Origin of the sequence: Lysinibacillus cavernae (genome assembly GCF_009724685.1) — a bacterium.
Classification (GTDB): domain Bacteria; phylum Bacillota; class Bacilli; order Bacillales_A; family Planococcaceae; genus Lysinibacillus; species Lysinibacillus cavernae.
This window is the reverse complement of record NZ_WMEF01000008.1, coordinates 195,422-214,707: the sequence shown is the minus strand read 5'-3', so window position 1 is coordinate 214,707 and position 19,286 is coordinate 195,422. Positions and strand designations below refer to the sequence as shown.

21 protein-coding genes are annotated in these 19,286 nt (G+C 38.9%); 10 read left to right on the top strand and 11 right to left on the bottom strand.

Translation table 11 applies throughout. The features are described 5' to 3' along the window. Positions 1-79 precede the first annotated feature (79 nt). The 4 genes from GJU32_RS16270 to GJU32_RS16255 all read right to left on the bottom strand — a co-directional run bounded on the left by GJU32_RS16270 (position 80) and on the right by GJU32_RS16255 (position 1,493). A complete protein-coding gene (locus GJU32_RS16270) occupies positions 80-262 on the bottom strand; it encodes a hypothetical protein (RefSeq protein WP_155593010.1) in 183 nt (60 codons plus the stop codon). A 229-nt stretch (positions 263-491) separates the two neighbouring features. Continuing rightward, positions 492-632 carry a hypothetical protein gene (locus GJU32_RS16265; protein ID WP_155593009.1) on the bottom strand — a complete coding sequence of 47 codons (141 nt, stop codon included), beginning with the start codon at positions 630-632 and terminating at the stop codon, positions 492-494. Continuing rightward, positions 616-756 carry a hypothetical protein gene (locus tag GJU32_RS16260; protein ID WP_155593009.1) on the bottom strand — a complete coding sequence of 47 codons (141 nt, stop codon included), beginning with the start codon at positions 754-756 and terminating at the stop codon, positions 616-618. The genes GJU32_RS16265 and GJU32_RS16260 overlap by 17 nt, the downstream gene beginning before the upstream one ends. A gap of 155 nt (positions 757-911) precedes the next feature. Next, positions 912-1,493, bottom strand: a complete 582-nt coding sequence (locus GJU32_RS16255; protein WP_155593008.1) for a TetR/AcrR family transcriptional regulator — start codon at positions 1,491-1,493, stop codon at positions 912-914. A 154-nt stretch (positions 1,494-1,647) separates the two neighbouring features. On the opposite strand from GJU32_RS16255, the gene GJU32_RS16250 reads away from it, so the two are divergent. Further along, positions 1,648-2,406: an SDR family oxidoreductase gene (locus GJU32_RS16250; RefSeq protein WP_155593007.1), complete on the top strand. Its 759-nt coding sequence runs from the start codon at positions 1,648-1,650 to the stop codon at positions 2,404-2,406. Between the two features lie 50 nt (positions 2,407-2,456). Here the strand turns inward: GJU32_RS16250 and brnQ are convergent, their stop codons facing one another. Continuing rightward, a complete protein-coding gene (brnQ, locus tag GJU32_RS16245; RefSeq protein WP_155593006.1) occupies positions 2,457-3,797 on the bottom strand; it encodes a branched-chain amino acid transport system II carrier protein in 1,341 nt (446 codons plus the stop codon). Between the two features lie 185 nt (positions 3,798-3,982). After that, positions 3,983-4,735: an alpha/beta hydrolase gene (locus tag GJU32_RS16240; protein WP_155593005.1), complete on the bottom strand. Its 753-nt coding sequence runs from the start codon at positions 4,733-4,735 to the stop codon at positions 3,983-3,985. Between the two features lie 284 nt (positions 4,736-5,019). Between GJU32_RS16240 and GJU32_RS16235 the strand changes: the two genes are divergently transcribed. Beyond that, positions 5,020-5,901: a LysR family transcriptional regulator gene (locus GJU32_RS16235; protein ID WP_155593004.1), complete on the top strand. Its 882-nt coding sequence runs from the start codon at positions 5,020-5,022 to the stop codon at positions 5,899-5,901. A 741-nt stretch (positions 5,902-6,642) separates the two neighbouring features. Here GJU32_RS16235 and GJU32_RS16230 read toward each other — a convergent pair. Both GJU32_RS16230 and GJU32_RS16225 read right to left on the bottom strand, forming a co-directional pair. After that, on the bottom strand, positions 6,643-7,434 hold the full coding sequence (locus tag GJU32_RS16230; protein ID WP_155593003.1) for a DUF1835 domain-containing protein: 792 nt from the start codon (positions 7,432-7,434) through the stop codon (positions 6,643-6,645). A 12-nt stretch (positions 7,435-7,446) separates the two neighbouring features. Further along, positions 7,447-8,070 (bottom strand): LysE family translocator, encoded by a 624-nt coding sequence (locus tag GJU32_RS16225; RefSeq protein WP_155593002.1) that lies wholly within the window; start codon positions 8,068-8,070, stop codon positions 7,447-7,449. Positions 8,071-8,287: 217 nt separating this feature from the next. On the opposite strand from GJU32_RS16225, the gene GJU32_RS16220 reads away from it, so the two are divergent. The 6 genes from GJU32_RS16220 (at position 8,288) to GJU32_RS16195 (ending at position 13,830) form a co-directional block, all read left to right on the top strand. Then, a complete protein-coding gene (locus GJU32_RS16220) occupies positions 8,288-8,671 on the top strand; it encodes a sodium:proton antiporter (protein ID WP_155593001.1) in 384 nt (127 codons plus the stop codon). Positions 8,672-9,089: 418 nt separating this feature from the next. Then, positions 9,090-10,184, top strand: a complete 1,095-nt coding sequence (gene proB / locus GJU32_RS16215) for a glutamate 5-kinase (protein WP_155593000.1) — start codon at positions 9,090-9,092, stop codon at positions 10,182-10,184. 13 nt (positions 10,185-10,197) lie between these two features. Then, entirely contained in the window at positions 10,198-11,448 is a 1,251-nt protein-coding gene (locus tag GJU32_RS16210; RefSeq protein WP_155592999.1) for a glutamate-5-semialdehyde dehydrogenase, read from the top strand. A gap of 83 nt (positions 11,449-11,531) precedes the next feature. Then, positions 11,532-12,419: a DMT family transporter gene (locus tag GJU32_RS16205; RefSeq protein WP_155592998.1), complete on the top strand. Its 888-nt coding sequence runs from the start codon at positions 11,532-11,534 to the stop codon at positions 12,417-12,419. Further along, on the top strand, positions 12,416-13,372 hold the full coding sequence (locus GJU32_RS16200) for a carbohydrate kinase family protein (RefSeq protein ID WP_155592997.1): 957 nt from the start codon (positions 12,416-12,418) through the stop codon (positions 13,370-13,372). The genes GJU32_RS16205 and GJU32_RS16200 overlap by 4 nt, the downstream gene beginning before the upstream one ends. A 68-nt stretch (positions 13,373-13,440) precedes the next feature. Beyond that, positions 13,441-13,830 carry an RDD family protein gene (locus GJU32_RS16195; protein ID WP_155592996.1) on the top strand — a complete coding sequence of 130 codons (390 nt, stop codon included), beginning with the start codon at positions 13,441-13,443 and terminating at the stop codon, positions 13,828-13,830. Between the two features lie 448 nt (positions 13,831-14,278). Here GJU32_RS16195 and GJU32_RS16190 read toward each other — a convergent pair whose 3' ends face one another. Further along, positions 14,279-14,710: a GNAT family N-acetyltransferase gene (locus GJU32_RS16190; protein WP_155592995.1), complete on the bottom strand. Its 432-nt coding sequence runs from the start codon at positions 14,708-14,710 to the stop codon at positions 14,279-14,281. Positions 14,711-14,834: 124 nt separating this feature from the next. Here GJU32_RS16190 and GJU32_RS16185 point away from each other — a divergent pair, with 124 nt between their 5' ends. After that, positions 14,835-15,287 (top strand): MarR family winged helix-turn-helix transcriptional regulator, encoded by a 453-nt coding sequence (locus GJU32_RS16185; RefSeq protein ID WP_155592994.1) that lies wholly within the window; start codon positions 14,835-14,837, stop codon positions 15,285-15,287. A 42-nt stretch (positions 15,288-15,329) separates the two neighbouring features. Here the strand turns inward: GJU32_RS16185 and GJU32_RS16180 are convergent, their stop codons facing one another. Then, complete coding sequence (locus tag GJU32_RS16180; protein ID WP_155592993.1) at positions 15,330-16,685, bottom strand: aspartate aminotransferase family protein; 1,356 nt, start codon at positions 16,683-16,685, stop codon at positions 15,330-15,332. Positions 16,686-16,828: 143 nt separating this feature from the next. Between GJU32_RS16180 and GJU32_RS16175 the strand changes: the two genes are divergently transcribed. Continuing rightward, positions 16,829-18,466, top strand: coding sequence for a PucR family transcriptional regulator (locus GJU32_RS16175; RefSeq protein ID WP_155592992.1), 1,638 nt, complete (start codon positions 16,829-16,831; stop codon positions 18,464-18,466). Here the strand turns inward: GJU32_RS16175 and GJU32_RS16170 are convergent. Beyond that, the gene (locus tag GJU32_RS16170; RefSeq protein WP_155592991.1) at positions 18,455-19,282 is read right to left on the bottom strand and encodes an ABC transporter permease; all 828 of its coding nucleotides are present in this window, start codon (positions 19,280-19,282) and stop codon (positions 18,455-18,457) included. The genes GJU32_RS16175 and GJU32_RS16170 overlap by 12 nt on opposite strands. Positions 19,283-19,286: the final 4 nt, after the last annotated feature.

Here is a 19,286-nt window from a genome sequence, read left to right as displayed (position 1 = left end):
CGTTCTATCCACCACTTTCTCTGTTCTATCCATCACTTCTGGCGTTCTATCCACCGCTTTCACTGCTCTATCCATCACTTCAGGCGTTCTTTCCACCTGTTTCTCCTCTATCCATCAATCTGAGCGTTCTATCCTCCACTTTCTTTGCTCTATCTATCACTTCTGGCGTTCTATCCTCCACTTTCTCTGTTCTATCCATCACTTCTGGCGTTCTATCCACCGCTTTCTCTGTTCTATCCATCACTTCTGGCGTTCTATCCACCTGTTTCTCTTCTATCCATCAATCTGAGCATTCTATCCACCACTTTCTTTGCTCTATCCATCACTTCTGGCGTTCTATCCTCCTGTTTCTCTTCTATCTATCACTTCTGGCATTCTATCCTTCACTTTCTTTGCTCTATCTATCACTTCGAGCGTTCTATCCACCTGTGTCTCTTCTATCCATCAATCTGAGCGTTCTTTCCACCACTTTCCCTGCTCTATCCATCACTTCAGGCGTTCTTTCCACCTGTTTCTCCTCTATCAATCAATCTGAGCGTTCTATCCTCCACTTTCCCTGTTCTATCCATCAATCTGAGCGTTCTTTCCACCACTTTCCCTGCTCTATCCATCACTTCAGGCGTTCTTTCCACCTGTTTCTCCTCTATCAATCAATCTGAGCGTTCTATCCTCCACTTTCCCTGTTCTATCCATCAATCTGAGCGTTCTTTCCACCACTTTCCCTGCTCTATCCATCACTTCAGGCGTTCTTTCCACCTGTTTCTCCTCTATCAATCAATCTGAGCGTTCTATCCTCCACTTTCCCTGTTCTATCCATCATTTCGAGCGTTCTATCCACCTGTTTCTCTTCTATCCATCAATCTGAGCGTTCTATCCTCCACTTCGAGCGCTCCATCCACCACTCCTCCGTTCTATCCACCGCTTCGAACATTCTTTAAAATGGCAGCTAGCTGCTGATTTAAAACGGTCACACTATCGCTAAAATCTCCGCGATACCATTGGATAATAAGCCCGATGATGGCGTTTGCTTGATAGGCGCTATAATACCCGATCGAAATGTTATCAGCCATTTGATGCTCGTGATGAGAGGTAATATCTCGTTCTAACAGTGAATAAATGCCATCAAATAACATGTAATAGTATGTCAAAGGAACATTTTTAGAAAACACAATACGATAAAACATTTTATAGCGTTCAATATGATGAAAAATACGAATGGTGTTCGGATCTAATTGATTGGTATCCAAAGTTGTCACGGCACGATAGGGTTCTTCATAAGATTGATATAAATCTTCCATAATCTCCTGAAAGTATTCTTCAAAGAGTCCCTCTTTTTGCTCGTAATGTAAATAAAAAGTCCCCCTATTGACTTTAGCCTCTCTGCATATTTCAGCAATAGATATTTGTTCCAATGGCTTTTGAATGAGCAAGGTCAATAAGGCGTTGTGCAGGGCTTGTTTCGTTTTAATGATTCGTAAATCCGTTGTACGCAATTTTTTCAGCTCCTTACTATACAGTTTTCTAAAAAGTGTTGATTACTCAACACATCGAGATTTTTTGCGTATTGAAATCGCTTTCAAATCTATTATATGATTTTAATGAACAGATGTTCAATATTTAACGAAATACAATGAGGAGGTCTTTGAGATGAGATTAGAAGGTAAAGTAGCCATTGTGACAGGAGCAGCTTCAGGTATGGGGAAAGCCATTGCAGAAGGGTATGCAAAAGAAGGCGCTAAGGTTGTCGTTTCAGACTTAAATTTAGAGGGTGCCCAAGCGGTTGTGGAAGGCATTCAAGCGGCTGGAGGTTCAGCATTTGCCATTCAAACAAATGTCGCATCAACAGAAGACTTACAACGTTTATTTGATGAAACGAAAAACAACTATGGTCAATTAGATATTTTAGTCAACAATGCTGGCATCATGGATGGAATGGAGCCAGTTGGTGAAATTTCTGATGAACGTTGGGATAAAGTGTTTGCAGTCAATACGACGGCAGTCATGCGCTCAATGCGTATGGCAACAGAAATTTTCCTTGCACAAGGACACGGTGTCTTTGTTAATAATATTTCTGCTGGTGGCCTATATGGGGCACGTGCAGGGGCTGCTTATACGGCTTCTAAACATGCGGTTGTTGGTTTAACAAAAAATACTGCTTTTATGTATGCTGATAAAAATATCCGCTGTAATGGTATTGCGCCAGGGGCAGTTATCACCAATATCGCCTCTTCTATGACAAATATGAGCCAAACTGGTGCCGCTCGCCAAGCACTTGGTCTTTCTATTAACCCACGTGCTGGTCAACCAGAAGAAATCGCTCAATTAGCTATTTTCCTTGGCTCGGACGAAGCAAGCTTTGTGAACGGACAAGTTATTGCAGTAGATGGTGGCTGGACAGCTTACTAATCCAACAAAAAGCACGCACAGTAATCATTCCCTGTGCGTGCCATTTTTCATTATAACACTTTCCTGGATGGAAAAAGACTTCCAATAACTACTCCAATAAGCGCTGGCAGTATCCAACCCAATCCTATGTCATAAAAAGGAAGTATCGTTGAATAAAGCTTCTCAACAGCGTCCAAAACGCTTATTTTTGCACCTGGTACACTTTCAACCAATGCTTTATAGCCATCAATCAAACTAATGAAAAAAGTAAAAATCATCGCAATAGCATAAACCGTTTGCTTATTATGAAAGAATGATGAGCTAAGCGCAAGCAATATTAATACGATTGCTAGTGGATATAAGAACATTAAAACAGGGATGGCAAATTGGATGATATTGTTTAAGCCAAAGTTTGCAATCGTAAAGGACACAACACAAAGTATGAACACAAACCATTTATAGCTAATTTTTGGAAACACTTCGTGGAAAAATTCACTACAAGACGTAATTAAACCGATACTTGTCTTTAAACAAGCAAGGACAATAATAAGCGCCAATAAAATTGCCCCAAAAGAGCCAAAGTAGTGATCCGCCACAGCGGCAAAAATTAAGCCTCCATTATCAAAATTACCTACAGCATGAATACTTGAAGCCCCCATATACGTAATCAGACCGTAAATGATCGTCATTAAGGCCATTGCAAAAATGCCCGATTTCCATGTAGCCTTGGCTATTTCCTTTCGATCTGTAATACCAGCACTTTTAATCGCATTGATGACTACAATCCCGAATGCAAGTGATGCTAAGGCGTCCATCGTATTATAGCCTTCTTTAAAGCCTGTCATAAAGGCAGCATCCATATAAGCCCCCATTGGTTGCTGGAAATCGCCCATTGGCTTAACGATGCTCGTAATAATTAGAATAAATAGCACAACTAAAAAAGCAGGTGTTAAATATTTACCGATGTAATCCATTATCTTTGCTGGATTTAAAGAGAAATAGTAAACAATGGCGAAAAATATAAAGCTAAATACTGCTAGTAGTAGCGTTGCATGTTGAGCTTGAATATAGGGTTCAAAGCCTACTACAAAAGGTACAGTTGCTGTACGTGGAATCGCAAAAAACGGTCCGATTGTTAAGTAAAGTGCCAATGAAAAAACAATACCAAATACAGGGTGAACACGATTCGCTAAATCACGTAGACCATTACTACCTGATAATCCAATCGCTAAAATTCCGAGGAATGGTAGCCCGATAGCAGTGACTAAAAATCCGATTAACCCAAACCAAAAATTGGTCCCAGCTAATTGACCCATTTGAATTGGAAAGATAAGGTTCCCTGCTCCGAAATACAGTCCAAATAACATCGTACCGATGACTGCGTAAGTTGAGAAAGGTATTTTTTGTTGCATAATTGATGTGCTCCTTAGATGTTTTAGACTATAGCAAATTATTTTAATCGAATGATTTTTCACTACAATTCAATCATGTTATCAAGCATTTATTATAATTACAATAGTTTTTTCGTTTATTTAGATGAATGCTTTAAAGAGAAGTTTATTAAACAAAAAAAGAGCTGCCCGCTGACAGCTCCTCCTTAGTTTGCCACTGACCATTCAATATGATCCAAAAATTTATAAACATCTTCATATACTTTATCACGTTCTTTGTCTAACGTAATAATATGACCTGAATTTTCATACCAAATGATTTCTTTATCATCAGTTTCTACAGTATTTAAAATGAAAGGCGCACTTTCTTGATATAGCTCATCATCTAGTGAACCTTGTAATACTAGTGTTGGTGCTTTGATTGTAGATAATTCCTCACGTGTTTCAGTTGTTAAACGTGTGACGCCATCTAATGAATCTTTTGGTGAAATACGTAACTCATGTAATTCTGAAATAATTTGATCTTTTGATTTATTTTCAAAATGTTTATATAAACGAGCATAGTGGTACAGACGTGTGAATAAACCTTTCGAATTATCACGTGTAATCGGTGCACACATTGCTACACATGCTTTCACTGGGAACGTCTCTGCAACTTTTAATGAGAAGACGCCACCAAGTGAAATCCCCACAACAGCGATTTCTTCATGGCCTTTCTTATGTAGGAAGTTATAACCTTCTACTACATCGTTCCACCAGTCCTCTGGTCTTGTTTCTAATAATGCTTCTGGTTCAACGCCGTGCCCACTATAAATTGGTGCATGAACGGTATAACCTCGTTGAGATAAAAATTCTCCTAGTTTTTTCACATCTTTTGTGCTACCTGTGAATCCATGCAGTAATAGTACGGCTTTTTTGCCTCCCTCGATTGTTAGAGGTTGTGGCTTTGTTAACTTCATTTTATGATATCCCCTTCACGGAAATTTATAATTGTGTACTTTATGTGTCTATCTTATCACCCTTTATTCATAATGTATAATTTATAGTTTTTATCAAATTGATGTGTTTTGTGCATCAATGATGTCAGGTTAATGGCTGTACTATCACTCTTTCTGCTACTTCACTTTTCCATTCTTCTATTTAAATACCACGTCCTTTTAAAAAACTTTTGATACCTATACTTCCAGTCTGTTTCCCGTTATAATGCAGATAACTTAAAAATAATGAGAAGAGAGGTGAAAAAATGGAGTGGCAACAATTGGAGTATTTTGTAACGGTTGCAAAGTTAGAGCATATGACAAGAGCTGCTGAAGCATTAGCGATTTCACAGCCAGCACTAAGTCGTTCTATTTCTAAGCTGGAAGAAGAATTAGGTGTACCGCTTTTTGACAGACAAGGGCGCTCGATTATGCTAAACCGATATGGCGAATTGTTCTTATATCGTGTGCAACGAATGCGTAAAGAATATGAAAAGGCTGTTTTAGAATTACAGGAACTTAATAATCCGGAGCTTGGAGATGTCTCACTTGGTTTTTTACATACACTTGGAACGAGTATCGTACCAGACTTGATTCGTGCTTTTCGTCAAAAGCACCCCCATATCCGTTTTCATTTCACGCAAAACTACTCCCATTCACAGTTAAAACAGTTGCTGGCTGGTGAGTTAGACCTCTGTTTACTGGCTGCAATTGATACAGAGCCACCCGTTTGTTGGAAGGAACTGTGGCGAGATGAGCTCTTTATTATGGTACCCATAGACCACCCACTTGCCCACCGCAAGAGCATTAAAATGAAAGAATTGGAGCATGAAAATTTTGTGTTGATGAAAAAGGGCTATGCATTACGTCGTTCTGCTGATCGCTTGTTAAATGCTGCAGGCATAAAGCCCATAATCTCATATGAAGGTGACGAGGTATCTACCATTGCTGGTTTTGTTGGAGCAGGGCTTGGTGTTTCCTTACTACCAGATGATGAGGATTTGAATCCGAAAAAAATCGTCAAGATTCATGTTGAAGACATGGTATGTGAACGAATTATTGGCATGGCTTGGATAGAGAATCGCTATTTGCCCCCATCAGCGCGTCAATTTAAGCAATTTGTCTTCGATTTTTATGAAAATAAATAAACGGAAAGCGAGTAACCATAACACTTCGGTGTTATGTTTACTCGCTTTCTATTTTCAGTAAAACCCCCTATTTTTTCACATTGCAAGGCTTCTTCCCATCCACTATCTTAAGATCGCTAAAATGTCGCAAAAAATGGCGTGAATAGATAGTTGAAATGATTGTATATCCATTGTTAGTCTTAGGTTAATTGTAAATTATTAGTGAAAGAAATGATGGGAAATATAAGCAACGTAACAAAAAACATACTTATTTTTCTTCTAGGAGTAGTAACGTTTTTCATTTTATCAGCCATTTTTAGGTATTTTTTCTAACATGAAAATTTCCTTTACAGGATGACTGGATTCATAATAAAAGTAAAAGATCAGGGCAAGTTGTTTTATTAAAAGTCAAGTTTACTTTCTACTATTAAAGATTTAACAACATGACAAATAGAATGTTACACATTATAATAGCTTTTTGCAGAATTAGTTGAAGGACTCATTCTGCTTTTATGTTTATATAGATGTAGCTATTTAATAAAGTTCGATTTAAAGTAAGTTGTAAACGCTGATTTTTTACAAAAAGAAACCAACTGTTCTAAATGAGAAAGATTGCCAAAGCAAAAAAGCACACCACTAAATTAAATCATTTAGTAATGTGCATTTTTATTTAATGTGTAACATTATAAAAGAAACACTATTGAATAAGACATAATGTACAATTACTTGCACTTAATCTTACAGAGTAGCCCTGATCTTTAATTAACGTAATTTTACTTGATAAGAATGGCTCTCTGTTGAATCACCTTTCATCTCAAACAGTCCTTGTTTCACGAGTTTTAGCAGACGATATTCTACAAAATCATCACCTACATAATCATCCACTGTTTCAAATATCTTCGCAATAATATGTGTGGACATAAGCCAATCTTCATTGTGCTGAACATGCAAACCTTTTGCACTGTCGATAATGAGCGCATCCAGTGCATCTTCTTCTACATGCTGAAGACCATTTTCCCACAGTCGTAGTGTACTTGGCTGTTCTTTGATGTCCTCCCACTCCTTAGCAAGCTGTTGACACTCTTGCACAGAAAATCGTTTTGCATCGGGGCGCAGCTTCATTAGCATCTCTGAGGAAAGCTCACCTGTATGACGAATGTCCATATTGGGTTGAATACGCTTCAGACCTTCTGTTGCATCAATTCCATACACCATACTACATTTTTGAATAAACTCACTCATTACATAACGTAGCGCAATTTGTTCATGAGCATTTTGACTATACCAAATCCAAACATCCATATCACATGGTAAATTGGCAATTTTTTTCTTCCAGTTTCCAAACATATCATCGTACAATTGCTGATCATCATTGTCCTTAAATATATGAGTGGTTAACCAACTTTTCCGTTCTTCAATGCTTCTAAGAGGTCCAATCGAGAAATCGTCGTGAACACTTAGAACGGATTCATCACGCTGCAAATGATGTTGACGGATGGCAAGTTTCATGGAACCCTGAGTTGCTAAGTTAAACGTAATATGTAATATAGCCATGACCATTCCTCCCTATTGTTTGCTGATGGCAATTTGTATCCCAATAAATGTGAATAGGATACCTTGAATCATATTTAATCGCTTAGCGATCGCAGGTTGGCCGATAATGACTTTTCTTACTTTCCCTGCAAATATACTAAATAATGAAAATAATACTAATGCTTGTACTAAAAATACTATACCCAAAATAAACATTTGAAACGCAACATGACCCTGTGATGGATTGACAAACTGTGGTAATAGCGCTAGGAAAAATAAAGATACTTTTGGATTTAAAATATTCATTAAAATTCCTTTTTTATATAATTTGACATAAGCTTGCGCGTTTTGCTGTTGCAAGGTAAATGGATCACCCTTGGCACGAAATGATTGCCAAGCTAGATATAATAAATACGCTGCTCCTGCAAATTTAACGATTGAGAAAATGATTGTCGATTGATAAATAATTGCAGAAATACCGAGTACCGCTGCACTAATATGGACAAGTAGACCCGTGCATAATCCAAGCGATGTGGCAATACCTGCCTTTTTATCTTGTGTAATACTTTGAGCAAGCACAAACAAATTATCTGGTCCTGGCATAATGGTTAAAATAATCGCTGCACCTAAAAACGCGAATAACGTTGAGATTTCCAAAAAGTTTCCCTTCCTTCAACTTCTATATAAAAAACTATTTACATTATACTACATGACGTTGTTCTCACTAGATGTAAGTTTATGACTTTATCGAAAATTTTTCATGAACTTTCGTTTCACAAAATATACTCGTTTCTGCAATACTTTTCTCTCCTAATACATTATAATAGTAGAAACTCATAATATAATAGATAACTTCCATAAGAGGTGATTGTTAATGGCCGTAAGTGATATTGTTACACAATATGAGGATGAGCAAGGGCAAGTTTACTATAAAATGAAGTCATATGACATTGAGGTAAAGGCATCACAAAATACAGGCTTAGCGCCTGTGATCACCTATTGGATGGGTGACAAAGAGATTACGGACTCCATTCGAAATTTACGCTTTAGTCCACGTGCCCCCTCTAGTTATATTCAAGATTACGAAGAATTTCAAGCAATGCTTTATTCGAAAGAGCAATATGCCATTAACCAGCTATATGAACAAATGAGCATTAAACCTAAAAATATGTCTTCTGTAAAACAGGTGCTATGGAGCTTTTTTGTGATCATTTTGGCTATGCTTCCACTTTTCGTCGCCATTTGGTGGTTTAAATAAGCAATAATATTCCCTCTCTCCTTCATTTTTTCGCATCATTTCTTGATTTATCAAAACTTTCAAGTAATTCCTCTGTTCCGCTTGACAGGCTTTTGGAAGTAGTGCATTCTTTATTCAATAGTTGAAAACTGTATGATGAAAAAACGAATGAAGACTAGTAGTTAGTAACTGTTTGACAAGAGAGCGATGCCCATCGGCTGCAAGGCATTGTACAAGTAAGACTGATGAACCTACTTCGTGAAACGTCCTAGCCAAACTAGGCGCAGTCTCTAGCGTTATGAGATAAGTGGAATATCGTATGATATTCAATGTAGGTGGTACCACGGAAGGCATGTCTTTTCGTCCTAAATTTTAGGATGAAAAGGCTTTTTTTTCTTTAAAAAAGCAATGACAAACGTTAACAATTGGAGGTAGTGTGATGGAGAGAAAAAGAATTGTTGTTAAAATTGGCAGTAGTTCTTTAACGAACGCAAAAGGCGAGATCGATAAAGTTCGCTTAATGGATCATGTACAGGCAATTGCAGAGTTAAAAAAACAAGGGCATGAAGTATTACTTGTTTCTTCAGGTGCCGTAGCGGCTGGTTTTAAACTGTTGGGCTACCCTGCTCGTCCAGTTACAGTGAAAGGTAAACAAGCGGCAGCAGCTGTGGGGCAGAGTTTGCTTATTCAGACATACAGCGCATTATTTAGTATTTATGATATTATACCTGCCCAAATTTTACTGACACGCACTGATTTTTCTAAAAAAGAATGCTATAAAAATGCCTATGCTACTTTTGAGGAATTATTAGAGCGATCGATGCTACCGATTATTAATGAAAACGATACAGTGTCTATCAGTGAATTAACCTTCGGTGATAATGATATGCTGTCAGCACTCGTAAGTGGTCTTGTCCATGCAGATCAGCTCATCATTTTAACAGATATTAATGGTTTTTATAATGCCAACCCCACTAAAAATCCGCAGGCAGAACGCATTGATCGGTTAACAGCCATCACCGATGATATGTTAAGCTTTGCGGATGGTACAGGGTCGAAAGTTGGCACTGGCGGCATGGCTTCCAAGCTATTGGCATCTCGAACAGCTTTACTTGCTGGTGTTAAAGTGTTTATTGGAACCGGTAATGGCGCTCATAAACTTGTGGAGATTATAGCAGGACATGGTGATGGTACCTATGTCGAGCATGAAGAGCTTGCAGTGTTAACGAATCATAAACAGTGGATTGCACTTGCGGAAATATCTGGTAAAATCTTTATAGATAGTGGTGCTGAACAGGCATTAATGAACAATGGAAAAAGCTTATTACCTGCTGGGATCTATCGTATAGAAGGTGAATTTGACAGTGGCGACGTTTTAGAAGTCTATAGTGAAAATGGTTTATTAGGACGTGGTGAAGTGCTGTACTCATCCCAAGAGTTAGCCGTTGCAATGGGAAAACGGACAGATACATCGTCGAAGTACCCTATCGAGGTGATTCACCGAGATAAATGGCTGAAAATTCAAACGAATTAAGGAGGAATGAAAAATGGCAAGTGAAATTCAAGACAAAGGACAACGTGCAAAGTCTGCTAGTTACATGTTAAATAGTAAAACTACCTGCGAAAAAAATGAAGCTCTATCAAAAATTGCAGAACAGCTATTAATCGATCAACATACAATCATGGCTGAAAATGCCAAAGACTTAGCCGAGGGTGAACATCAAGGCATGCCTGTTTCTACACTGGACCGAATTATGCTCAATGAAGAACGTATCGCTGCAATGGCCGATGCCATCCATTTACTTGTCTCCTTAAATGATCCAGTAGGTACAATCGTCGAACGAATCAACAAAGATAATGGCTTACGCATCGAAAAGCGTGTTGTACCACTTGGTGTCATTGGTATGATTTATGAGGCACGACCAAACGTCACAGTAGATGCAGCGACACTCGCTCTGAAAACAGGCAATGCAATCATTTTGCGCGGAAGCTCATCCGCTAAATATTCAAATATCGCCCTAGTGGCAAGTATCCATCGTGCACTTACCCAAACGTCCATCCCTACCGATGCTGTTCAATTAATTGAGGATACGAGTCGCAAAACGGCTAAAGAATTATTTCATTTAAAAGCGTACTTAGATGTGCTAATTCCTCGTGGCGGCAAAGCACTTATTGATTTAGTTGTCAATGAAGCGACTGTTCCTGTACTCGAAACAGGTGCGGGCAACTGTCACATTTATGTGGATCAAATGGCGGATTACATAAAAACTGAAAAAATTTGTCTGAATGCTAAAACGCAGCGTCCATCTGTTTGTAATGCAGCAGAAAGTTTACTCATTCACCCTACTTGGTTTACAGCATACGGTGTTCAGCTTTTAACGTCACTTCACCAAGCAGGCGTTACGATCATCGGTGATGAACATGTATGTCAGGTATTTGCGTCTGCCCTTCCAGCTACGGAGAATGACTATGCAGCAGAGTACTTGGATTTAAAAATAAGTGTTAAATTAGTGGACAACGTCTATGAGGCAATAGAACACATTCATCAATTTGGCACTAATCATTCGGAAGCGATTATTACCGAAGATCCGTTGATTGCTGAGACGTTTTTAAACAACGTTGATGCAGCAGCTGTCTACCATAATGCTTCAACTCGCTTCACTGACGGCTTTGAATTTGGCTATGGTGCAGAAATTGGTATTAGTACACAAAAGCTACATGCTCGTGGACCAATGGGCTTACCTGCGCTAACGTCAACTAAATATTTCATTCATGGGAATGGCCAAATTCGTGAATAGTTGAAAGCTAGAGGGTATTAATTCTAAGCCCTCTTCTGCTTTTTTTAATTGAAGTTTGATAAAAAATAGAAAGAAGGTTTCGTATGAACATGTCAGCAATCATTAAATTAACAGTCTCCATGGCACTATTTGGCTCCATCGGTTTTTTTACTGTTCATACCGGTGTTCCTGCTACAGAGCTCGTCTTTGTTAGATGCATTTGCGCAACCCTCTTTCTAGGAGGAATGTGGCTCATCACGGGTGGGCATAAAACAGAGATTTGGGATAAAAAAGAAATTTTCCAAACGATTATTTGTGGTGTCTTTATTGTTTTAAACTGGGTATTTTTATTTAAAGCCTTTGAAGAAATGTCGATTTCTATTGCGATATCTATTTATAATTTAGCCCCTATTTTTGTCTTGATTTTAGGTGCGATCTTTTTAAAGGAAAAAATGACCATCCAGGCACTTGTGGCAACAATCACTTGTTTTATTGGTAGTATTTTTATCATTGGTCTTAACAACTTTGTATCGTTCTCAGAGTTTATGCAATCTGGCTTTGTGTGGGCCTTACTGTCAGCGGTATTTTATGCCCTTACCATGCTAACTAGCAAGACCATTACAAAACTTAGCTCCTATGCATTAACCTATATTCAAACAACGGTTGGTATCGTGATTCTTTTGCCTTTCATTGATTTCTCACTCTTTGAGAGTTTAACGACATCCAATTGGTTTTATATTTTAGGGACTGGCTTTATTCATACAGGATTTGTATACTATTTATTTTTTGATAGTATTCGCAGTCTTTCTACCATTCTGGTATCCGTATTAGTTTTCGTGGATCCTGTTGTCGCGATTTTACTGGATATGCTGCTGCTTGATTTTATGCCAAGCTTTATGCAAACGATGGGTATACTTTTAATTTTTGCGGGTATTTTCTATACGATTTACATTCCAAAGAAAAAACGGCTTAAACAGGAGGTACCATTATGAGCAAACTCTTCACAATTGGTGAATTATTAATCGATTTTACACCGACACAGCAGCATGGCTCTCTTGCCAATATCGAGCACTTTACAAAGCATGCTGGTGGAGCCCCTGCAAATGTAGCAGCAGTATGCGCAAAGCTTGGTCAACAGTCTGCTCTCCTGACACAGGTCGGTCAGGATGCTTTTGGCGATTTTCTGATCAAAACTTTACAGCAAGTAGGAGTAGATACACACTATATTCGCCAAACAACTGAGGGAGAAACCAGTCTTGCTTTTGTAGCCCTATCCGAAACTGGCGAACGGGATTTTCAATTTTATCGTCGACAGGCTGCGGATTTATTGTACAAACAAGAATATCTCCCCTCACAGCTATTAACAGAAAAGGATATCATCCATTTTTGTTCCGTTAATCTGATTGAAAGTCCCATGAAGCAAGCACATATAGCTTTTATTGAACAAGCACATCAAGCAGGCTGCTTAGTTTCTTTTGATCCTAATGTGCGCTTACCTTTATGGCAAGATGAGATAGCGTGCCGTGAAACCATCTTAGCCTTTTTACCAAAAGCGCATATTGTCAAACTTTCGGAGGAGGAGCTGCTGTTTTTAACTGCGCTAGAGGATGAGCACCTAGCCGTCCAAACATTATTCAAGGAACATGTAGCCATCATCATCATTACACATGGAGCTGGTGGGGCGACTTTATATGCCAAAAATTCTCATATCAAGGTGGCTGCTGACATGGTGCAAACCGTCGACACTACAGGGGCTGGAGATGCTTTTATTGGTGCTATTTTAAGTCAATTCCTGCAACATCAACTTACTGTAGATCAACTGGTCGCCTTTTGTGAACAGCATGCGAAGTCCTTACTGTCTTTTGCGAACCGCTATGCAGGCATTTCGACAACGAAGCACGGGGCCATCCCCTCCTATCCTGCACTGCCGTTAGATAAAATATAATTGAACCGAAACTTTTTGCCCTCCCTATTCGTATGTACTTGAGACAAGTAAATTAAAGGGGGACTTACATGGAATCGATCACAAAAAAGCGAACAGCAGCATTTTTAATTGATACAGCTATTTCAACTGCCGTTACATTGGGTGTTGAATATTTCCTACGAAAAAAAGTGAAAAATGAGGCTGTTCATGCACTCGTTACACCAACAGTCGTGATGTGGACATTAGAATATGCGCAGCTCCGTAAGAAAGGTCAAACCATTGGCTACAAGGCAATGGGACTAGCACTCGAAAACGAAGATGGCCATGCATTATCAGACTGCCAAATTATCAAACGAATGGCTTATCGAGATACAGTAAGTACTTTTGACTATTTAAAAAATCGACAAGCCTTCGAGCAACAGCATGGGCAACGTCTTCCTCATGACAGCTTTGCAGGTACGATTGTGAAGGAAAAATAAATGAAGGCTGCCCAACTATTTGGGTAGCTTTTTTCATAAGGAGGTTACTATTGAAACGGGAATTGGTTGTGATTGTTTTACTAGCAAGCCTAAATTTAAAGAAGGCACATGACGAGGAATGCGCACGATACCAATTCTCATAATTTACATTGGTTGTTCAAGCAGCACAAATGGAAGCATCCTTTGTTCTATCCTATTAGAAAACCCTTTTCGTGGATGATTGTCCCACCCTATCGGTTTATTTTAACATCAGTAACAAAGAGGCAATGATAAAAAAACTCCTCCTAATTCAACAGTCTTTCCTGTCTACTTCAAGAGGAGCGCGTTAATAGAATAAATTGCTGAATGGCATTCGATAAAATCGCTCGTAACAACTCCCATTTCTTAGCAGCAGACTGAATACTTACTAGAAGGTTACAAAGCAACTCACTCGTTTGAGAGGTATCCGCTACCAGTATTTTTTCATTAAAATATGTGGAATCCCACAATCCATAAATTCATCACCTTCACGCTTATAGCCTAATTTTTCATAAAAGCCCTCAGCATACGATTGGGCATTTAATTTTGCTTTTATTAGACCATGGTCTCGCGCGATTTGCTCTAAGCCTACTATAATTTCTTTTCCTAGCCCAAATTTACGGAATTCCTCCAATATACAAATACGCTCTAATTTGCCATAGCCGTCTACAATACGTAGTCTACCTGTTCCAACTGGTTGCTCATTATAGTACACAAGAATATGATCACATGGTGCGTCTAGTGAATCAAATTCATCATATTCTTCTTCCTCAGGTACTTGTTGCTCTTCAATAAAAACGTTTCGTCGGAAATCAAACGCTGTTTTTAATTCAGCTACAGTTGTTATTTTTTTAATGCTCATGAATGTTCCTCCTAGTTTCTCCTAAATAGCCATCTTCCCAGGTGCAATTTCACTATGAAGATGATACTATTAGTATAGAACGATTTTTATTGCAAATACAATAAAAATCTCAGGAGGATTTAAAATGAAAGAAATCTTACGTGAAATTGGTGCCATTGCACGGGCATTAGACTCGATTAGTAATATTGAATTTAAGGAATTGGATTTGACGAAGGGGCAATATTTGTATGTCATCCGTATTTGTGAAAATCCTGGTATCATTCAAGAAAAAGTGGCAGAGTTATTAAAAGTGGATCGTACAACTGCCTCACGGGCCATTCAAAAGTTGGAGACAAAAGGCTTTATTGAAAAACGTCTTGAGCAGGGGAATAAGAAAAATAAATTACTCTTTCCAACAGCCAAAAGCTTGGACATCTACCCTTTTTTAAAGCGAGAGGGTGAGTATTCTAATGAACGTGCACTAGATGGATTTTCTGAAGAAGAGATGGACAACATTCAGAGTCTACTAAAGCGTGTTTTGCATAACATAGAAATTGACTGGGACTATGTGAAAAAGGGTCATAAACGACAGTATTAAAGGCGATTCCTGGTGTTTCCACACATTTGGAATCGCCTTTTGCTATATATTAGCTGCAAATACTCTTTTTAAAACAGCTACCATAAAGTCAAGATCTTCATCCGTACAGCAAAGCGGTGGGCTTAACGTAATGATATTATTGAAGCCCTCCACTGTATCGCCATTTCTACCAACAATTAACCCATTTGCTTTACAATCCGCTATGATTTGAGCAACTCTCTCTGGTTTTGCAGGTGATTGTGATTGTTTATCTTCGACAAGCTCTATGCCAATTAGCAGTCCAAGTCCACGAATATCACCAACAAAAGGGAGCTCCAATAAGTCTTGCAGGTCATGTAATAATTGTATACCTAAATCTTTTGCCCGTTGCACAAGTCTCTCTTCTTCAATGATTTTGATATTTTCTAATGCCACTGCACAGGCTGCTGGATTGCCTCCAAACGTATTGATATGTCGGAAATGGCTGTAGCCATCTGTCTCTTTAAATTTTTCATAAATATCTTTTCGTACAGCCGTTATCGATAACGGTAAGTAGGCACTTGTTAAACCTTTCGCCATTGTAATGATATCAGGTCGAATCCCAAAATGCTGATGACCAAATAACTTACCCGTTCGCCCAAAGCCACATATGACTTCATCAATTATGAGTAATACGCCATGTTTTCTACAAATACGCTCGACTTCCTTAACATAAGTAGGATGGGGTATAAGCACACCGCCACCAGTAATCAGCGGTTCCATAATGACAGCCGCAATCGTCTCTTTTTGCTCCCAAATCATCTTTTCTTCGATTTCTCGGGCTCGCGCTAAATTATACGCTTCAATCGATTGCCCTTTTGGGCGACGATACTGATCAGGTGGAGCAACATGCAGGAAGCCAGGTGTTAACGGCTCATATTTATACTTACGCAACGCCTGCCCAGTAGCAGCCAATGCCCCAAGCGAACTACCATGATAGCCGCGATAACGAGCAATGATTTTATAACGAGTCCCTTCCCCATTTTGTTGATGGTATTGACGTATTAACTTAAAAGCCACTTCATTAGCATCGGAACCACTATTCGAATAAAACATCATATAGTCGTCTTCTAGTAGGCTGTTAATTTTTTCTGCGAGTCTGATGGCAGGTTCATGGCTTTGTGTTAAAGGAGCATAACATAATTTTTTTAATTGTTCATAGGCAACCTTGGCAAGACGCTCGCGGCCATAGCCTACATTGACTGCCCATAAGCCTGACATCCCATCTAAAAAGCGATTGCCTAAACTATCTGTAATCCATGCCCCCTCCCCCTGTTCAATAATAGGTGGCGCTTTGTCGTTATGCATGGACATGTGATGCCAAACATTTTCATGATCTTTTTGCTGTAAGGTATGAGTGAACTGATCATTTTTCTCCATATCATAACCTCCAATCGATTATCATAGGTGTCCTTTTTTGTCTATTGTAATTTCCCACTATTTCGTTAGTTAATATTGAAATTTTCTGATTTCTCCAACATAATGAAATAGACATTGTACATTCGAAGGGCAGGTGCCAATTTATGTCGAAACATCCTTTACTCGTACGTGATGTCCTTAAGCGAAAGCATTTTGAATCGGCGAAGCTCATTGCAGGACAGCATGGTCTTGAACGTCAAGTTCTATGGACACATATTTTAGAAATCAAAGATTTTGACACATTAATCAATGGTGGTGAGCTTATTTTAACCACTGGTGTCGGCTTACAGTTAGAACGTGAAACACAAATCGCCTACTTACAAAACCTTATTCGCAACGACGCTGCTGGTCTTTGTATTGAAATTGGAGACTATTTTGACCACGTCCCCGTTGAATTAATTGCAATGGCGAATGCCCATCATTTCCCTATTATCATCTTTGAAGAAATTGTACGATTTATCGATATCACACAAGATTTACATACGTACATAATTAATCAACACCAGCAGGCACTTACTCAGCTAGATACACTATCAAAAACCTTTATGGAATTATCGTTAATGCCGAACGGTATTTTAAAAATTTTACAAGTCCTTCATCAAGATACAGATGCACCATTTTTATTTGTCTCAGAAGATACAAAAAGCTTTTATTATCCTGTGGAGGCTAAAAAATATTTACGTGTCATGGAAGAGCATTGTCAGCAATTAGAACTACAGGAGCCCTTGCACCATTTAGCCATTGACAAGGATCATTTTGTCATCATTCCTGTTAATGGGCTTGGACAGGTTTGGGGCTATTTATGTATGCATTCTGGACTGACAAAGCCAAGTGATTATACCTTGTTAAACCTTGAACGTGCAACGATGTCGATTGCCCATATTTTGATGCGCAACCGCATGCTTCAGGAGCGCCAGCAAAGCCGTGAGGATGAATTTATTCTTGCCTTAATTCAAGGTCAGCCAGTGGATATCCAATACTATCAAAGCTATTTACCAATCGAAAGTCGTAATTTATTTTACCGAGTAGTCGTGTTTAATCTACATGATGCGGCCAACGCTGTACCTGAAGAAGAATGGCAGGAAATACAATTACAAAACGCCATGTATGTTCGCTCGATATTTAAAAAGCTAGGATTTTTCCCTACCGTTTCTGTACGTCAGCATGAGATTATTATTTTAGCTTTTTACATTGCTGCAGACTATATGAAAGATAATCGTGATTCCTTCGATCAAGCAATTTCACAGATTGTTGCTAGAAAAGCAGCTCAGTTTTTTGAGCATCTCACCCTAAGCTGTGGCATTAGCAATGTCTATCAAACGATTGAAAGTGTCCATCTTGGCTATAAGGAAGCTAAATCGGCCATCCAAATGCAGCACCATCAATTGGCTAACTCCATCTACTATAAGGATCTAGGAGTATATCGATTGTTATTACAACAGGATCAGACTGCTCTATTACAATTTGTGAAAGATTATTTACAAGAAATTTTATTGTTGGATCAAAAAAATACCCATGATTTATTTCTAACATTAGCGGTGTATTTAACCTGTAATGGGGCGAAAAATGATACGGCAGAACAACTGTTTATCGTTCGTCAAACACTTTATAAACGAATTGAACGGCTAGAAAGTATATTAGGTGCTGATTTTTTACAAGCTCCGCATCGCCTAAACATCGAAATGGCCGTAAAGGCATATGAACTCTTGCAAAAAACAGCACCTGACATGTTACGATTTTGAACGTGGGTCCATAAAATCTCGTAAAGCATTACTGAGCATATATAAGCCGAGAACAAGAATCGTAATGGCTCCACCTGGGGCATACGTATACCAAGGAGCACCTATTAAATAGGCCTGTGAATCTTTCAACATTCTGCCCCAGCTAGGGTTTGGTGGCTGTACCCCAAGCCCTAAGTAGCTCAGCGCTGCCTCAGCCAGCATTGCAGTCGCAAAAGTCACAGTTGCCGCGACAATTATTTGCGACGAAATGTTCGGTAAAATGTGGCGGAACATAACACTATGAGGCTTGACACCAATTAATTTCGCTGCCAACACATATTCCGAGTCACGTTGTTGAACAAAGCCACTCCGTGCAATTCTGGCGATAGCTGGTATTGCGATAATGCCCAGTGCAATGGCCGTGTTGACAATCCCTGGTCCAAACACTGCTACCAGCATTAACGCTAAAATGATTCCAGGAAAGGCCATTAAAGCATCCATGGTACGCATAAATATTTCATCAATCCAACCACCAACATAGCCTGCAATCCCACCAATGATAATACCAAAAACCGTGCCAATCACTACGGTTAACAGTCCAACAGCAAAGGCTGTTTGTGTCCCCTTCATAATGCGGCTAAAAATATCACGCCCGAATTCATCTGTTCCAAAAAAATAATGACCACCTGGCCCACGCAATTTTTCTGGTATATTCATCGCGTTAACATCATGTGGTGTATAAAAAAAGCTAATCATCATGACAAGGAGAAAGCCAACAATGACAAGGAGACCCATGAATAAATTTATTTTATTAGTATAGCGTTGTAGTTTTTTCATTGTC